A 15,212-nucleotide genomic window follows, 5' to 3' on the forward strand; every position below is an offset into this window, starting at 1 on the left:
CGCGGGGCGCCCTTCGGGTCGCGACCGGAAGCTGCCGATCCCTCGCGCAACACGCGAAAAGCATAAGTTCAACATCTGTTCCTCGGACAACGCGCGTTCGCGTCGGTTTCCACCTCGCTCCACCCCCTCCCTTGACCCCCACCCCCGCACCCCCCATCTTCCTCCCTCGAGGGCCGCGCCCCGGCGGGCCCCCACCCAGAAGTGCCTCACCAAGGGCTTCGACCATGTCGCGTCAGTCGCCGTTCGCCCATCCGTTCCTGCTCGGCTTCGACGAGATCGAGCAGGCTCTCGATCGCGTCGCCAAGGCGGCGGGGGACGGGTATCCGCCCTACAACATCGAGCGGCTGCCCCGCACCGCCGAGGGGCCGGAGAAGCTGCGGATCACGCTGGCGGTGGCGGGGTTCACCCGCGACCAGCTCGAGGTCACCCTCGAGGAGAGCCAGCTCGTCATCCGCGGCAAGCAGACCGACGACAAGACGCGGCACTACCTCCACCGCGGCATCGCCGCCCGCCAGTTCCAGCGCTCCTTCCTCCTCGCCGACGGCATGGAGGTGGTCGGCGCCGACCTGACGAACGGCCTGCTCTCGATCGACCTCGTCCGCCCCGAACCGGAGCGGGTGATCCGCAAGATCGACATCGCGCTGAAGGCGTCCAAGGGCCGAGACTCCGAGGGCTGACGATCCTCGGGCCGATCGCCCGCACCCCACCGCACCGCTCGAAGGAGGGCGCGAGACCATGACCGACACGACCCACATCCTCCCCGACCAGATCCGGGCCGACGAGGTCCACGCGCCCGAGGCGCTCGCCGCGCTCGGCGAGGGCGAGGTGGCCTACGTCCGGCCGATGACCTCCGAGGAGGTCGCCAGGCTCTTCCCGCAGGCACCGCAGCTCCGGCCCGGGCTCGCCCTCTACGCCCTGCTCTCGGCGAGCGGCGCGCCGATCCTGCTCAGCGCCTCCCGCGAGGCCGCCGTCGCCAACGCCCGCGCCAACCAGCTCGACGCGGTGAGCGTGCACTGACTCGCCGGGGGCGGCCTGCCGCGGCCGTCGCGAAGACGCCCTGCCACCCCCCCCCTGCCATCCCCCTGCCCCCGCGCCCACGGCGAGCCCGCCCGCTCGCCGCGGGCACTCCCGCGTGAACGGGAGCGGAACGATCGGGCCTGCGCGGCCGCCGAAACCGGTCGCGCGTCGCGCCCGACCGCACAATTGCCGCAGCACCGCCCCGCGACCGCCCGTTCCACTTGGCACGAAAGCCCCGCGCACCTAGATTGAATTTCGCGGACGCCTCCTGTCGGGCGTGCGTTCGCGCCCCGCTCGAGCGTCGATCGTCTCGCGCGGCGGCCCAGGGACGCCCTCTGCCCGGCGACGAACGGACCACGATGAACCCGAACTTCAGAAACTTCGCCCTGTGGGTCATCATCTTCCTGCTGGTGCTCGCGCTGGTGACGCTGTTCCAGTCGCCGAGCCAGCGGATGCAGGGCCGGGAGATCGCCTACAGCCAGCTGCTCACGGCGGCGGAGACCGGGCGCGTCTCGTCCGTCACCATCGCGGGCCGCGAGATCTCGGGCATCTACCAGGACGGCACCGCCTTCACGACCTACGCGCCGGAGGACGCGAGCCTCGTCCCGACGCTGCAGGCGAACGGCGTCCAGATCAACGCGCATCCGCCGCAGGATTCGACGCCCTGGCTGCTGGCGCTCTTGATCAACTGGCTGCCGATCCTGATCTTCATCGGCGCGTGGATCTTCCTCTCGCGCCAGATGCAGTCCGGCGCCGGGCGCGCCATGGGCTTCGGCAAGTCGAAGGCGAAGCTCCTCACCGAGGCGCACGGCAAGGTGACGTTCGACGACGTCGCGGGCATCGACGAGGCCAAGGAGGATCTCCAGGAGATCGTCGAGTTCCTGCGCGATCCGCAGAAGTTCCAGCGGCTGGGCGGCCGCATCCCCCGCGGCGTCCTGCTCGTGGGTCCCCCCGGCACCGGCAAGACCTTGACCGCGCGCGCCGTCGCCGGCGAGGCGAACGTGCCGTTCTTCACGATCTCGGGCTCGGACTTCGTCGAGATGTTCGTCGGCGTGGGCGCGTCGCGCGTGCGCGACATGTTCGAGCAGGCCAAGAAGAATTCGCCGTGCATCATCTTCATCGACGAGATCGACGCGGTCGGCCGTCACCGCGGCGCCGGGCTCGGCGGCGGCAACGACGAGCGCGAGCAGACCCTGAACCAGCTGCTCGTCGAGATGGACGGCTTCGAGGCCAACGAGGGCGTGATCATCATCGCCGCGACGAACCGCCCCGACGTGCTCGACCCCGCGCTGCTGCGCCCGGGCCGCTTCGACCGTCAGATCGTCGTCCCCAACCCGGACGTCACCGGCCGCGAGAAGATCCTGCGCGTCCACGTGCGCAAGGTCCCGCTCGCCCCCGACGTCGACACCAAGGTGATCGCGCGCGGCACGCCGGGCTTCTCGGGCGCGGACCTGATGAACCTCGTCAACGAGGCGGCGCTTCTCGCGGCGCGGCGCGGCAAGCGCATCGTCACGATGAGCGAGTTCGAGGACGCCAAGGACAAGGTGATGATGGGCGCGGAGCGCCGCACCCTGGTGATGACGGACGACGAGAAGCGGCTCACCGCCTACCACGAGGCCGGCCACGCCATCGTCGCGCTCAACGTGCCCGCCACCGACCCCGTGCACAAGGCGACCATCATCCCGCGCGGGCGCGCGCTCGGCATGGTCATGCAGCTGCCCGAGCGCGACAAGCTCTCGATGAGCTACGAGCAGATGACCTCGCGCCTCGCCATCATGATGGGCGGGCGCGTCGCCGAGGAGATCACCTTCGGCCGCGAGAAGGTCACCTCGGGCGCACAGTCCGACATCGACCAGGCGACGCGGCTCGCCAAGATGATGGTGACGCGCTGGGGCTTCTCCGAGGAGCTCGGCACGGTCGCCTACGGCGACAGCAACGACGACCCGTTCGTCGGCATGCAGATGGGCCGCCAGAACCACGTCTCCGAGGAGACCGCGCAGAAGATCGACGCGGAGGTCCGCCGTTTCGTCGAGGAGGGGCTCGTCGAGGCGCGTCGCATCCTCACCGAGAAGCACGACCAGCTCGAGTTGCTGGCCAAGGGCCTGCTCGAGTACGAGACGCTGACCGGCCAGGAGATCCGCGACCTGATCGCCGGCAAGCGCCCGAGCCGCGACGTCACCGAACCGCCGGCCCCGGTGCGCGGGGTCACCGTCCCCGTCGCCGGAAAGCCCCGCCCGCCGCGGGACGAGCCCGGCGCCGGCCTGGAGCCGCAGCCGCAGGGCTGACGGCCGGCCCGATCTCGCGAACGCCCGCCGAGCCGCTCGGCGGGCGTTCGCGCCCGTCGTCGCCGCGTCCCTTCATGCGTCCCCTCGCTTGACACCCGCGCCACCCTTTGCGAAGGCGCGACGCCGTCGCATCGGCGGTGGTTCTCACAGGAGGCTCCATGCCCGATCCGTCCCCGAGCCGCGCGCTCGTGTTTCCCGGCCAGGGCAGCCAGGCCGTGGGCATGGGCAAGGCGCTGTGCGAGGCCTTTCCCCAGGCCCGCGCCGTCTTCGACGAGGTCGACGACGCGCTGTCGCAGAAGCTCTCGACCCTGATGTTCGAGGGGCCGATCGAGACGCTCACCCTCACGGCGAACGCCCAGCCGGCGCTGATGGCGACGAGCCTCGCTGCGCTGCGCGTGCTCGAGGCGGAGGCCGGGCTCGACGTCGCCCGCGACGTCGCCTTCCTGTCGGGCCATTCGCTCGGCGAGTATTCCGCCCTCGCCGCCGCCGGCGCGCTCTCCGTCGCCGACACGGCGCGGCTGCTGCGCATCCGCGGAGACGCCATGCAGGCGGCCGTGCCCGTCGGCGAGGGCGCCATGGCGGCGCTGATCGGCGTGGAGATCGAACAGGCGGCGGAGATCGCCGCCGAGGCGGCGCAGGACCGGGTCTGCGACGTGGCCAACGACAACGGCGGCGGCCAGGTCGTCGTCTCCGGGCACAAGCCGGCGGTGGAGCGCGCGCTCGCCGTCGCACAGGCGCGGGGCGTCAAGCGCGCCGTGATGCTGCCGGTCTCCGCCCCCTTCCATTGCGCGCTGATGGCGCCCGCCGCCGAGGCGATGCGCGCGGCGCTCGCCGAGGCGACCGTGAACGCGCCCCGCGCGCCGGTCGTCGCCAACGTGACCGCCGCGCCGATCGCGGACCCGCAGGCGATCCGCGACGCGCTCGTGGCGCAGGTGACCGGCACCGTGCGCTGGCGCGAATCGGTCGCGTTCATGGCGGGGGCCGGTGTCGGGAGCTTCGTCGAGGTCGGCGTCGGGCGCGTCCTGTCGGGGCTCGTCAAGCGCATCGCGCCGGCGGCGCAGACCCGCGGCGTGGGGGCGCCCGACGACGTGGCGGCCTTCGCCGCCGACCTGAAGCAGGGATGAGGCGCATGTTCGATCTCTCGGGGCGCAAGGCCCTCGTCACCGGCGCGACCGGCGGGCTGGGCGGTGCCATCGCCCGTGCGCTGCACGCGCAGGGGGCCACGGTCACGATCTCCGGCACGCGCCGCGCGGCGCTCGACGCGCTCGCCGGCGAACTCGGCGAGCGCGTCCACGTCGCCGAGGCGAACCTCGCCGAGAAGGAGTCGGTGGAGGCGCTCGTCCCCGGCGCCGAGACGGCGATGGGCGGCCTCGACATCCTCGTCAACAATGCGGGCATCACCAAGGACAACCTGTTCCTGCGCCTCAAGGACGAGGATTGGGACACGGTGCTGGCGGTGAACCTCACGGCGGCGTTCCGCCTCTCGAGGGCCGCCGTGAAGGGCATGATGCGCCGACGCTTCGGGCGCATCGTCAACATCTCCTCGGTCGTCGGCACGACGGGCAACGCCGGCCAGGGCAACTACGCCGCCTCGAAGGCGGGGCTGGTGGGCATGTCGAAGGCCCTCGCCGCCGAGGTCGCGAGCCGCGGCATCACCGTCAACGCGGTGGCGCCGGGGTTCATCGAATCGCCGATGACGGACGCGCTCAACGAGAAGCAGCGCGGGGCCATCCTCGGCACGATCCCCGCCGGGCGCCTCGGCACCGGCGCTGAGATCGCGGCGGCGGTCGCCTATCTCGCCTCCGACGAGGCCGGCTACGTCACCGGCCACACGTTGCACGTCAACGGCGGCATGGCCATGCCGTGACCGGGATCCGCCCCGGCGCGCGCGCGAGCGGGCCCGAGGCGCACGAAAGGCGGGAGAGCCCTGCGGCGGCTCTCGCCAGGGCGCGGGCCGTGTGCTAGGACACCGCGACATTTTGGTCGTCGGCATCCCTCGGGGGCTTGACCGCGGACGCGATTGGGGCTTTTGCAGCACGCGTCCAGGTCGGCACGATCACCCCGGCGGCAGCCGCGCGAACCGGACATCCCCGCGGGTGCCGTCTTCCGGGAAGGCGCGCTCGCAGATCGACGAGTGATACGAGGACACGAACGATGAGTGACATCGCTGAGCGCGTGAAGAAGATCGTGGTCGAGCACCTCGGCGTCGAGGCCGAGAAGGTGAACGAGAACGCGAACTTCATCGATGACCTCGGCGCCGACAGCCTCGACACCGTCGAGCTCGTGATGGCGTTCGAGGAGGAGTTCAACGTCGAGATCCCGGACGACGCCGCCGAGACCATCGTGACTGTCGGCGACGCCATCAAGTTCCTCGAGAAGAACGCCGGCTGAGGGCGCCGCGCCCCCGATCCCGCCTCGCGGCGGGCCTCGCGGGCGCGACCCACAGCGGATGACAAGATGATGCTGCGTCGCGTCGTCGTCACCGGCCTGGGGATGGTCACGCCGCTCGCTTGCGGCGTCGAGCAAACCTGGGCGCGGATCCTCGCCGGCCGGAGCGGGGCGTCTCGGATCGAGTCGTTCGAGACCTCCGACCTTCCCTGCCGGATCGCCTGCCAGATCCCGCGGGGCGACGGGTCGGACGGGACGTTCAATCCCGACGACTGGATGGACCCCAAGGATCAGCGCAAGGTCGACCCCTTCATCGTCTACGCCATGGCGGCCGCCCAGCAGGCGCTCGACGACGCCGGCTGGCACCCGACCGGCTACGACGAACAGGCCGCCTCGGGCGTCCTGATCGGCTCGGGCATCGGCGGCATCGAGGGCATCGCGGACGCGGCGCTCATCCTGCGCGACAAGGGTCCTCGCCGGCTCTCGCCCTTCTTCATCCCCGGCCGGCTGATCAACCTCGCCTCGGGCTACGTCTCGATCGCGCACGGGCTGAAGGGTCCGAACCATTCGGTGGTGACCGCCTGCTCCACCGGCGCGCACGCGATCGGCGACGCCGCGCGGCTGATCGCGCTCGGCGACGCCGACGTGATGGTCGCCGGCGGCACCGAATCGCCGATCAGCCGCATCGCCATGGCCGGCTTCGCCGCGTGCCGCGCGCTCTCGACCCGGTACAACGACGAGCCGGCGCGCGCCTCGCGGCCCTACGACCGCGATCGCGACGGCTTCGTCATGGGAGAGGGCGCGGGCATCGTGGTGCTCGAGGACTACGAGCATGCGGTCGCGCGCGGGGCGCGGATCTACGCCGAGCTGGTCGGCTACGGCCTCTCCGGCGACGCCTTCCACATCACCTCGCCCTCCGAGGACGGCGACGGCGCCTATCGCTGCATGAAGGCGGCGCTGAAGCGCGCGGGCCTCGCGCCCTCCGCCCTCGACTACGTCAACGCCCACGGCACCTCGACGCCGCTCGGCGACGAGATCGAGCTGGGCGCCGTCGAGCGCCTGATCGGCGAAGCGGCGTCGCGGCTGACCATGTCCTCGACCAAGTCCGCCACCGGGCACCTGCTCGGTGCGGCGGGCGCGATCGAGGCGATCTTCGCGATCCTCGCGATGCGCGACGGCAAGGTGCCGCCCACGCTCAACCTGGAGAACCCGTCCATCGAGACGCGCATCGACCTCGTGCCGCTCGCGGCCAAGGAGAAGCGCATCGACGTGGCGCTCTCGAACTCCTTCGGCTTCGGCGGAACGAACGCGTCGCTCGTCTTCGCCCGCGTCCCTTGAGGCGCGCGGCGGGGCCGGCTCCGGCACGGGTTTTCGCCACATTGCTGGGTCAGTTCGGGCGGCGGTCGCCGGGCGGCCGCCGTCGCCATCCTCGCCAGACGTGAGCCATGTTCGGTCGCAGCAAAGACACGCGCCAGCCTCCCGAGACGCCGCAGCCCGGCCCGGCCCACAGCGGGGGGCCCACCGAGCCGCCCCGGCTCGCGCCCAAGAGCCCGCACGAGGCGATCAAGCCCGAGATGGCCCCGCCGCCCCCGCCGCAGCGCCTGCGCGCACCCCGCGGCGGGCTGATCTCGACCCTGTCGGGCCTGTTCAGCGTCCTCTTGGTCGGCGCGCTCCTCGCCCTCGTCGCAATCGTCGTGCTCGCTCGCCAGGCGAACGAGCCCGGCCCGCTCGAGGCCGACCGGGTAGTCACCATCCCGAGCCGCACCGGCATGGGGGAGATCGCCCGCATCCTCGCGCGCGAGGGCGTGATCGAGCAGCCGCTGCTCTTCCAGGTCTACGCCGTCGTCAACCGCGAGCAGGCGAACCTCAAGGCGGGCGAGTTCCTGTTCGAGGCCGAGGCGTCCATCGCCGACGCGATCGACACCCTCACCGAAGGCCGCTCGATCCTCCACGAGATCACCTTCCCCGAGGGCCTCACTAGCCAGCAGATCGTCGAGCGCCTGCGCGCGGACCCGATCCTCACCGGAGAGGTCGAGACGATCCCGCCTGAGGGCTCGCTCCTGCCCGACACCTACAAGTTCGCCCGCGGCACCACGCGCACCGAGGTCCTCGACATCATGAGCCGCGCGCAGGCCGGCGCGCTCGCGCAGATCTGGGCGCGGCGTGTCGACGGGCTGCCGCTGGAGACGCCCGAGGAACTCGTCATCCTCGCCTCCATCGTCGAGAAGGAGACCGGGCGCGCCGACGAGCGGCCTCGGGTCGCCGGCGTGTTCATCAACCGCCTGCGACGCGGCATGCGGCTCGAGTCCGATCCCACCATCGTCTACGGCCTCGTCGGCGGGCGCGGCACGCTCGGGCGCGGCATCCTGCGCTCCGAGATCCGTGCGCCGACGCCGTGGAACACCTACACGATCGACGGCCTGCCGCCGACGCCGATCGCCAACCCGGGCCGCGCGGCCATGGAGGCGGTGGCGAACCCCTCGCGGACGAACGACCTGTTCTTCGTCGCAGACGGCACCGGCGGCCACGCCTTCTCGGAGACCTACGAGCAGCATCGGCGGGCCGTCGCGCGCTGGCGGCAGATCGAGGCCGGCCGGGCCTCCTCGGGCGGCGAGGACGCCATCGACCCCGACGACCTGCCCGACGAGGCGCCCGATCGCAGCGGTGCCCTCCCGAGCCCGGTGCCCGCCGGCACGGGTGGCCCGCCGGCGTTGCGGGATGTCGTCGACGCTTCCGAGGGCACGCCGCTCGACCCGCTCGCGAACACGACCTTCGACCTCACGAACACACAGATCGTGCCGGATCTCGCACCGCTCGACGGCACGGCTCCTGCCGAGGCGCCTGCTCCCCTCGTGCGCCCCGCGGACGGCTCCCCGCCCCTGCCTCCCCGCCGCCCGGATCTGTGAGACGGGCGGCGCGCTCGAGGGAGCGTCCATGCGAGCGGCCGCGTTCCGACCACGCATGCGGCCATTTCGGGGCGCCCTATCGACGGTCGGCAAAGAGGCCTAGGATAGGATCGTCGGCAGCGCTCCCGTGCCGTCGGCGTGGGTAGATCTCGTACGCCGAAAGCGCTCGCATGTCTCTCTCCGCGCGCCTCGCCGTGCTCGTCCTCGCGGCCATCCTGCCCCTCGTCGCGGCGCTCGCCGTCGCGCAGCGCGGCCTCTACCGCGACCAGGAGGCGGACGTGCGCGCGGAGGTGCTCCACCAGGTGCGCCTTCTCGCCGGAGAGCTCTCCCAGCTCGTGGACGGGATCCGGCAGATCCAGGCCGTGCTGGTCGAGATGCCCGCCATCCGCGACGGCGACGCCGCCGGCTGCACCGAGATCCTGGCACGCGTGATCGACGGCAACGGCCTTCTCAACAACCTCCTCGTCGCCGATCGACGCGGCCGCCTCGTCTGCGACGGCGTTCATCAGCCCGCCGACCTCGCGCCCTACACGGTGGCCGACCGCGACTACTTCCGCGACGCGCGGCGCACGGGAGCCTTCGCGGCTGGGACCTACTCCATCGGGCGCTCGACGGGCGCGGCAGTCGTCCATTTCGCCAGCCCGATCGTCGACGATGTCGGCCGGTTCCAGGGCGTCGTCATCACCGCGCTCGACCTTCAGGCACTCGGCGCACGCCTCGGCCGGGAGCCCTGGAGCGTCGATCACGCGACGCTCGTCACCGATCGCGTGGGCACGATCCTGCTGCGCCACCCCGACAACGAGGCCTATGTCGGCCGCCGCATGACGCCGACCCTGCTCGCGCTCCTCGACGATCCGGAACCGGGCACGGCGGACGTCAGCGGCACCGTCGACGGCTGCCTCGCATCCTCGGCTACGTCCCGCCGGCGGCCAACGACGCCGGCCTCTACGTCGGCATCGGCGTGAGCCGCGAGGAGGCCTACGCCATCCTCGACCGCGCGAACCTGCGCGGCATCCTCGTCATCCTGCTCACCGGCGTCGTCGCCGCCGCGGCGGCGTGGGTGGTGGCCGACGGCGCCGTGCGCCGGCCGGTCCAGCGGGTGCTCACGGCGGCCGAGCGTTGGCGCGCAGGCGAACTCGACGCCCGCGCCGGCATCGAGGGCAGGGGCGAGATCGCGGCGCTCGGGCGAAGCTTCGACGCGCTGGCCGACGACCTCCAGGCGACGCTCGGGCGCAAGGAGCTGCTGATGCGCGAGCTGGCGCATCGCACGATGAACAATCTCCAGGTTCTCGGCTCGCTGATGACGCTCCAGCGCAAGAGCATCGTCGACGACACCGCGAGGCGCGAGCTCGACGAGGCGGCGGGGCGCGTACGCGCCATGGCCGCGGCCTACCGCAACCTGCACCGCGCGGACGGCGGCGCCGGCTCCCTCGACTTCGCGCGGCTGCTGGAGGAGCTGTGCGCGAGCGTCGCGGGCGGGCTCATGCCGGAGGGGTCGCGCTGCGTGGTGACCGCGATGCCGCTCGTGCTCGACGCCGAGACGGCGATGCCGATCGCCCTCGCCGCGAACGAGCTGCTGACCAACGCCGTCAAGCACGGCGGCGCGGACGACGTGGCGGTGATCCTGGCCCCCGTCGGGGACGGCAGCTGGCGGCTGACGATCCGCAACCGCGGTGCGCCGCTGCCGCAGGGCTTCTCGGTGCGCACCGCGCGCGGCTTCGGCCTGCGGATGGTCGCGGCCATGGCCGATCAGGCCGGCGGCGCGCTCGAGATCGCATCGGAGGACGGCTGGACGAGCTTCTCGGTGCGCTTCGCCCCGGCGGCCGCACGGGAGGCCGGCGCGCGCGGTGCGGCAGCCGCGGCGGCGCCGGCGCCCTCGACGACGACGCCGTCCATACGGTGACCACGTCGCCCCGCGCCCGGCCGCCTCAGCGCGAGAGCGCCACCGGTGCGCCGGAGCGGGAGAGCGCGCCGCTCATCGCGCCCGGCGACGCGCCGAGCCGCGCGGCGACGGCGCCGCCCTGGCGGTAGAGGTAGACCTGGTCGCCGCGCAGGTCCCAGGCCGAGACGCGGCTCAGGTCCTCGTTCTGGCAGCCCGAGCTCGAGGCGCGGTAGAGGTCGAGCGAGGGCGTCGAGGACAGCGTCACACGGCAGGAGCCGCCGCCGGGCTCGCTCGCCCGCCAGGTGCCCACGAAGGTCGTGCGCGAGGCTCGTGGGGCGGCCTGCGTCGGCGCGGGGATCGCCGCGACCTGCGGCGAGGACGGGACATCGGAGACGATCTGGTCCGTCGCGACGATCTGGCCGTCGAGCGGCGGGGGCGCCAGCGGCTGGGACTCGACCACGCCGGTGGGCGCCGCGATGCCCGGCTCGAGCGGGGTCGCCGTGACGATCCCGGGCGAGGCCGCCACCGCGGGACGCGGGCCGCCGCCGCCGAAGCGGGCGGACTGGCAGGCGGCGAGCGCGAGCACGCTCGCGGCGATCACCGTCGTTCGCAGGGCGAGGCGGGTGGCGGTCTGCGGCGTCATCGGGTCCATCCGGGGCTGGTGTGGGCGCGGGCGGGCACCATCGGGGAGGTAACCCTTCCTAGGCGATCTTGGTTGCCAGAGAGTGAAGCACGAATGTGGCGCAGCGGGAAACGCGACGGGCCGCGCAGGGTTCGTCCCCACGCGGCCTGTTCGCTCGGGGTTGGCGCCGCGCCGGCTCAGACGTGGCGCGTCACCATCATCTTCTTCACCTCGGCGATGGCCTTGGCCGGGTTGAGACCCTTCGGGCAGGCGTTGGCGCAGTTCATGATCGTGTGGCAGCGATAGAGCTTGAACGGGTCCTCGAGCTTGTCGAGGCGTTCGCCCGTCATCTCGTCGCGGGAGTCCGCCAACCAGCGATAGGCGTGCAGCAGCGCGGCGGGGCCCAGGAACCGGTCGCCGTTCCACCAGTAGGAGGGACAGGCCGTCGTGCAGCAGGCGCACAGGATGCACTCGTAGAGCCCGTCGAGCTGGACGCGATCCTCGGGCGTCTGGCGCCACTCGTGCTCGGGGGCCGGCGTCTGCGTCTGCAGCCAGGGCTCCACCGAGGCGTGCTGGGCGAAGAACTGGGTCAGGTCCGGCACCAGGTCCTTGAGCACCGGCATGTGCGGCAGCGGGTAGATCTTCACCGCCCCCGAGCCGCACTCGTCGATGCCCCGCGTGCAGGCGATGGTGTTCTGCCCTTGGATGTTCATGGCGCACGAGCCGCAGATGCCCTCGCGGCAGGAGCGCCGGAAGGTCAGCGTCGGATCGACCTTGTTCTTGATCCAGATGAGCGCGTCGAGCACCATCGGCCCGCAATCCTCGCGATCGACATGGTAGGTGTCGATGCGCGGATTCTCTGTGTCGTCCGGGTTCCAGCGGTAGATCCGGAACTCCTGCAGCCGCTTCCCGTCTACGGGCTTCGGCCAGACCTTGCCCTCGCGGACCTGGGAGTTCTTGGGGAGGGAGAATTCAGCCATGATCAACTATCCAACTGAGAGCGGTTGGTAAGCGGGAGTACCCGCAAGCGCGATTTGCTCGTGTCTAGAGTCAGAAGCGCACCTTCGCGCAGTTCCTGTTCGGCACGCGCGATTGCAGCGAGAACGATGTCACCGATTCGCGAGACGCGCGGCCTTTGGGACCTCACCTGCACGACGCTCGGTCCCGTATCGCCCGAGGCGGCCAGGATGGCGCCGAAGTCGAGATCGTTCGTCAGAACGACGCGACCTTCCGCGGCAGCCCAAGCCATCACATCGACGTCCGGTGCATCCGGCGAGCCGACCGACGACCAATGAACGGCGTCGTGCCCGCCGGACCGGAGCCGATCCACCCAAGCCGGGGAGAGGTTCATATCGACGACGATCCTCATCCCACAGGCGCGAGGTCGATCTCGCGCTCTTGCGCCAACCACGCGGCATACCGCATGGCCTCGACCACATCATCGCGCTCCAGGTACGGGTAATCGGCCAGTAGCTCCTCGATCGTTGCGCCAGCTCCGATCTGTCCGACGATCATTCCAACGGTAACGCGCATGCCGCGAATACACGCCTTACCGCCCATGACGGCCGGGTCTCGCGTGATGCGGGGAAAATCAGGGCTCATCGATCCCGATCCTCTCGAATGAGTTCGACGTTATCCGTCTGCGTCACACCGACGGGCGTGAGGGCTGCGATCGCATCGAAGCGACGGAGCAACGCCGTGGCTCGCTCCTTGGATGCGACCCCTTCGACGAGCAGCGACTCGACCAGGCCTTCGACGGCGACGTGCTTTTCGCACGCCATCGCCTGGAGCCGTGCGTAGAGTTCATCGCTGATCGTCACCGTCGCCATTCCCCGCCTGCGTTCTAAATCAGTACACCCGCGCCTTCGGCGCGATGTACTCGATCTCGTTCGAGAGCGTGTACGTATGAACCGGGCGGTAGTCGATCGCGACCCGGCCAGCACCCTCGTCGCACCAGGCGAGCGTGTGCTTCATCCACTCCTTGTCGTCGCGATCGGGGAAGTCCTCGCGGGCGTGGGCGCCGCGGGACTCGGTGCGGTTCGCGGCCGATTCCATCGTGACGACCGCCTGGGTGATCAGGTTGTCGAACTCGAGCGTCTCGATGAGATCGGTGTTGAAGATCAACGAGCGGTCCTTGGTGGACACGTCCCCGATCCCGCCCCAGACCTCGTGGATCAGCGTCTTGCCCTCGGCGAGCACCTCGCCGGTGCGGAAGACCGCGCAATTGTTCTGCATGGTCTTCTGCATGGAGAGCCGCAGCTCGGCGGTGGGCGTCGCGCCATTGGCGTTGCGGAAGCGGTCGAGGCGCGCGAGCGCCTTGTCGGCCGAGCCCTTCGGCAGCGGAGCCCGGCCCTCGCCGGGCTTCACGATCTCGGCGCAACGCAGGCCCGCGGCCCGGCCGAAGACGACGAGGTCGATGAGCGAGTTCGAGCCCAGCCGATTGGCGCCGTGGACCGACACGCAGGCCGCCTCGCCGATGGCCATCAGGCCCGGCACGACCGAATCCGGATCACCGTTCTTCTTGGTCAGCACCTCGCCGTGGAAGTTCGTCGGGATGCCGCCCATGTTGTAGTGCACGGTCGGAAGCACCGGGATCGGCTCCCTCGTCACGTCGACGCCGGCGAAGATCTTGGCGCTCTCCGAGATGCCCGGCAGGCGCTCGTGCAGGATCTTGGGGTCGAGATGGTCGAGATGGAGGTGGATGTGGTCCCCCTCCTTGCCGACGCCCCGGCCGCCGCGGATCTCCATCGTCATCGCGCGCGAGACGACGTCGCGCGAGGCGAGGTCCTTCGCGGAGGGGGCGTAGCGCTCCATGAAGCGGTCGCCCTCGGAATTGGTGAGGTAGCCGCCCTCGCCGCGCGCACCCTCGGTGATCAGGCAGCCCGCGCCGTAGATGCCGGTGGGGTGGAACTGCACGAACTCCATGTCCTGGAGCGGCAGGCCCGCGCGCAGCACCATGGCGTTTCCGTCGCCCGTACAGGTGTGGGCGGACGTCGCGGAGAAATAGGCGCGGCCGTAGCCGCCGGTGGCGAGAATCACCATCTGGGCGCGGAAGCGGTGGATCGTGCCCGTGGTCATGTCGAGGGCGACGATGCCGCGGCAGCGGCCCTCCTCGTCCATGATCAGGTCGATGGCGAAGTACTCGATGAAGAAGTTGGTGTCGTTCTTCAGCGCCGCGCCGTAGAGCGTGTGCAGGATGGCGTGGCCGGTGCGGTCGGCGGCGGCGCAGGTGCGCTGGGCCGTGCCCTCACCGAAGCGGGTGGTCATGCCGCCGAAGGGGCGCTGGTAGATCTTGCCGGCCTCGGTGCGCGAGAACGGCACGCCCCAGTGCTCGAGTTCGTAGACGGCGGCGGGCGCGTGGCGGCAGAGATACTCGATCGCATCCTGGTCGCCGAGCCAGTCCGACCCCTTCACGGTGTCGTACATGTGCCAGCGCCAGTCGTCCTCGCCCATGTTGCCGAGCGCCGCCGAGATGCCGCCCTGCGCCGCCACCGTGTGCGAGCGGGTGGGGAAGACCTTCGTCACGCAGGCCGTGCGCAGGCCGGCCTGCGAACAGCCGACCGTGGCGCGCAGGCCCGCGCCGCCGGCGCCGACGACCACGACGTCGAAAGTGTGGTCGGTGACCGGATAGGCCGCGCCGACGACGGAAGGGGCGGTACCGCCGGCCGCGGGGGAAGCGTCGTTCGCCATTGTCTCGTGTACTCCCTCAGAGCAAGGGGCCGAAGCCGAAGCCGACCTTCAGGATCGCGAACAGGCTCGCCGCGCCGATGGCGATCGCGAAGAACGTGTTCGCGATCACGGCGGCGATCTTCGCGCCCTTGCCGTGCACGTAATCCTCGATGACGATCTGCATGCCGAGCCGCATGTGGATCGTGATCGAGACGACGAAGAGCGACAGCACGATCGCGGCAAGGGGGTGCGACACGATCGCGACCGCTTCCGCGTGGGGCCGGCCGGCGACGAGCGCCACGATCACCACGAAGGGCAGCATCAGAAGCAGGTTCGACACCGCCGTGATGCGGTGGTGCCAGAAATGGTCCGTGCCGCCGCCGGAGGCGCCGAGCCCCTTGGCGCGGGCGAGCGGGGTGCGGATGGAGTTGCGCGTGGCCATG

Annotated in this window: 17 protein-coding genes; 10 read left to right on the forward strand and 7 right to left on the reverse strand. The window is 71.2% G+C overall.

What is annotated here, in order from left to right; translation table 11 throughout:
• The first annotated feature begins 224 nt into the window (after positions 1–224).
• From AB9M23_RS11155 to AB9M23_RS11200, 10 genes are all read left to right on the forward strand, one after another.
• Entirely contained in the window at positions 225–677 is a 453-nt protein-coding gene (locus tag AB9M23_RS11155) for an Hsp20 family protein (protein ID WP_372424613.1), read from the forward strand.
• A gap of 58 nt (positions 678–735) precedes the next feature.
• Complete coding sequence (locus AB9M23_RS11160; RefSeq protein ID WP_372424614.1) at positions 736–1,017, forward strand: BQ00720 family protein; 282 nt, start codon at positions 736–738, stop codon at positions 1,015–1,017.
• 359 nt (positions 1,018–1,376) lie between these two features.
• Positions 1,377–3,302 (forward strand): ATP-dependent zinc metalloprotease FtsH, encoded by a 1,926-nt coding sequence (ftsH, locus tag AB9M23_RS11165; RefSeq protein ID WP_372424615.1) that lies wholly within the window; start codon positions 1,377–1,379, stop codon positions 3,300–3,302.
• A 158-nt stretch (positions 3,303–3,460) separates the two neighbouring features.
• Entirely contained in the window at positions 3,461–4,426 is a 966-nt protein-coding gene (fabD, locus tag AB9M23_RS11170) for an ACP S-malonyltransferase (RefSeq protein WP_372424616.1), read from the forward strand.
• Positions 4,427–4,431: 5 nt separating this feature from the next.
• Positions 4,432–5,169: a 3-oxoacyl-[acyl-carrier-protein] reductase gene (gene fabG / locus AB9M23_RS11175; RefSeq protein WP_372424617.1), complete on the forward strand. Its 738-nt coding sequence runs from the start codon at positions 4,432–4,434 to the stop codon at positions 5,167–5,169.
• A 287-nt stretch (positions 5,170–5,456) separates the two neighbouring features.
• Entirely contained in the window at positions 5,457–5,693 is a 237-nt protein-coding gene (locus AB9M23_RS11180) for an acyl carrier protein (protein WP_029029998.1), read from the forward strand.
• A 72-nt stretch (positions 5,694–5,765) separates the two neighbouring features.
• Positions 5,766–7,028 carry a beta-ketoacyl-ACP synthase II gene (fabF, locus tag AB9M23_RS11185; RefSeq protein ID WP_372424723.1) on the forward strand — a complete coding sequence of 421 codons (1,263 nt, stop codon included), beginning with the start codon at positions 5,766–5,768 and terminating at the stop codon, positions 7,026–7,028.
• A gap of 107 nt (positions 7,029–7,135) precedes the next feature.
• Positions 7,136–8,596: an endolytic transglycosylase MltG gene (mltG, locus tag AB9M23_RS11190; RefSeq protein WP_372424618.1), complete on the forward strand. Its 1,461-nt coding sequence runs from the start codon at positions 7,136–7,138 to the stop codon at positions 8,594–8,596.
• 170 nt (positions 8,597–8,766) lie between these two features.
• Positions 8,767–9,561: a PDC sensor domain-containing protein gene (locus AB9M23_RS11195; RefSeq protein WP_372424619.1), complete on the forward strand. Its 795-nt coding sequence runs from the start codon at positions 8,767–8,769 to the stop codon at positions 9,559–9,561.
• Positions 9,558–10,499: a sensor histidine kinase gene (locus AB9M23_RS11200; protein WP_372424620.1), complete on the forward strand. Its 942-nt coding sequence runs from the start codon at positions 9,558–9,560 to the stop codon at positions 10,497–10,499. Before AB9M23_RS11195 ends, AB9M23_RS11200 begins: the two co-directional genes overlap by 4 nt.
• A 25-nt stretch (positions 10,500–10,524) precedes the next feature.
• On the opposite strand, the gene AB9M23_RS11205 is transcribed toward AB9M23_RS11200, so the two are convergent.
• From AB9M23_RS11205 to sdhD, 7 genes are all read right to left on the reverse strand, one after another.
• Positions 10,525–11,121: an AprI/Inh family metalloprotease inhibitor gene (locus AB9M23_RS11205; RefSeq protein WP_372424621.1), complete on the reverse strand. Its 597-nt coding sequence runs from the start codon at positions 11,119–11,121 to the stop codon at positions 10,525–10,527.
• Positions 11,122–11,297: 176 nt separating this feature from the next.
• A complete protein-coding gene (locus AB9M23_RS11210) occupies positions 11,298–12,080 on the reverse strand; it encodes a succinate dehydrogenase iron-sulfur subunit (protein WP_372424622.1) in 783 nt (260 codons plus the stop codon).
• A 2-nt stretch (positions 12,081–12,082) separates the two neighbouring features.
• On the reverse strand, positions 12,083–12,469 hold the full coding sequence (locus AB9M23_RS11215) for a DUF5615 family PIN-like protein (protein ID WP_372424623.1): 387 nt from the start codon (positions 12,467–12,469) through the stop codon (positions 12,083–12,085).
• The gene (locus AB9M23_RS11220; protein ID WP_372424624.1) at positions 12,466–12,702 is read right to left on the reverse strand and encodes a DUF433 domain-containing protein; all 237 of its coding nucleotides are present in this window, start codon (positions 12,700–12,702) and stop codon (positions 12,466–12,468) included. The genes AB9M23_RS11215 and AB9M23_RS11220 overlap by 4 nt, the downstream gene beginning before the upstream one ends.
• Positions 12,699–12,929: a hypothetical protein gene (locus tag AB9M23_RS11225; protein WP_372424625.1), complete on the reverse strand. Its 231-nt coding sequence runs from the start codon at positions 12,927–12,929 to the stop codon at positions 12,699–12,701. The genes AB9M23_RS11220 and AB9M23_RS11225 overlap by 4 nt, the downstream gene beginning before the upstream one ends.
• A 19-nt stretch (positions 12,930–12,948) precedes the next feature.
• Positions 12,949–14,790, reverse strand: a complete 1,842-nt coding sequence (gene sdhA, locus AB9M23_RS11230; RefSeq protein WP_372424626.1) for a succinate dehydrogenase flavoprotein subunit — start codon at positions 14,788–14,790, stop codon at positions 12,949–12,951.
• A 16-nt stretch (positions 14,791–14,806) separates the two neighbouring features.
• A complete protein-coding gene (sdhD, locus tag AB9M23_RS11235; RefSeq protein WP_372424627.1) occupies positions 14,807–15,211 on the reverse strand; it encodes a succinate dehydrogenase, hydrophobic membrane anchor protein in 405 nt (134 codons plus the stop codon).
• Between the last annotated feature and the right edge of the window lies 1 nt (position 15,212).

The organism is Salinarimonas chemoclinalis (assembly GCF_041514305.1).
GTDB classification, from domain to species: Bacteria; Pseudomonadota; Alphaproteobacteria; order Rhizobiales; family Beijerinckiaceae; genus Salinarimonas; species Salinarimonas chemoclinalis.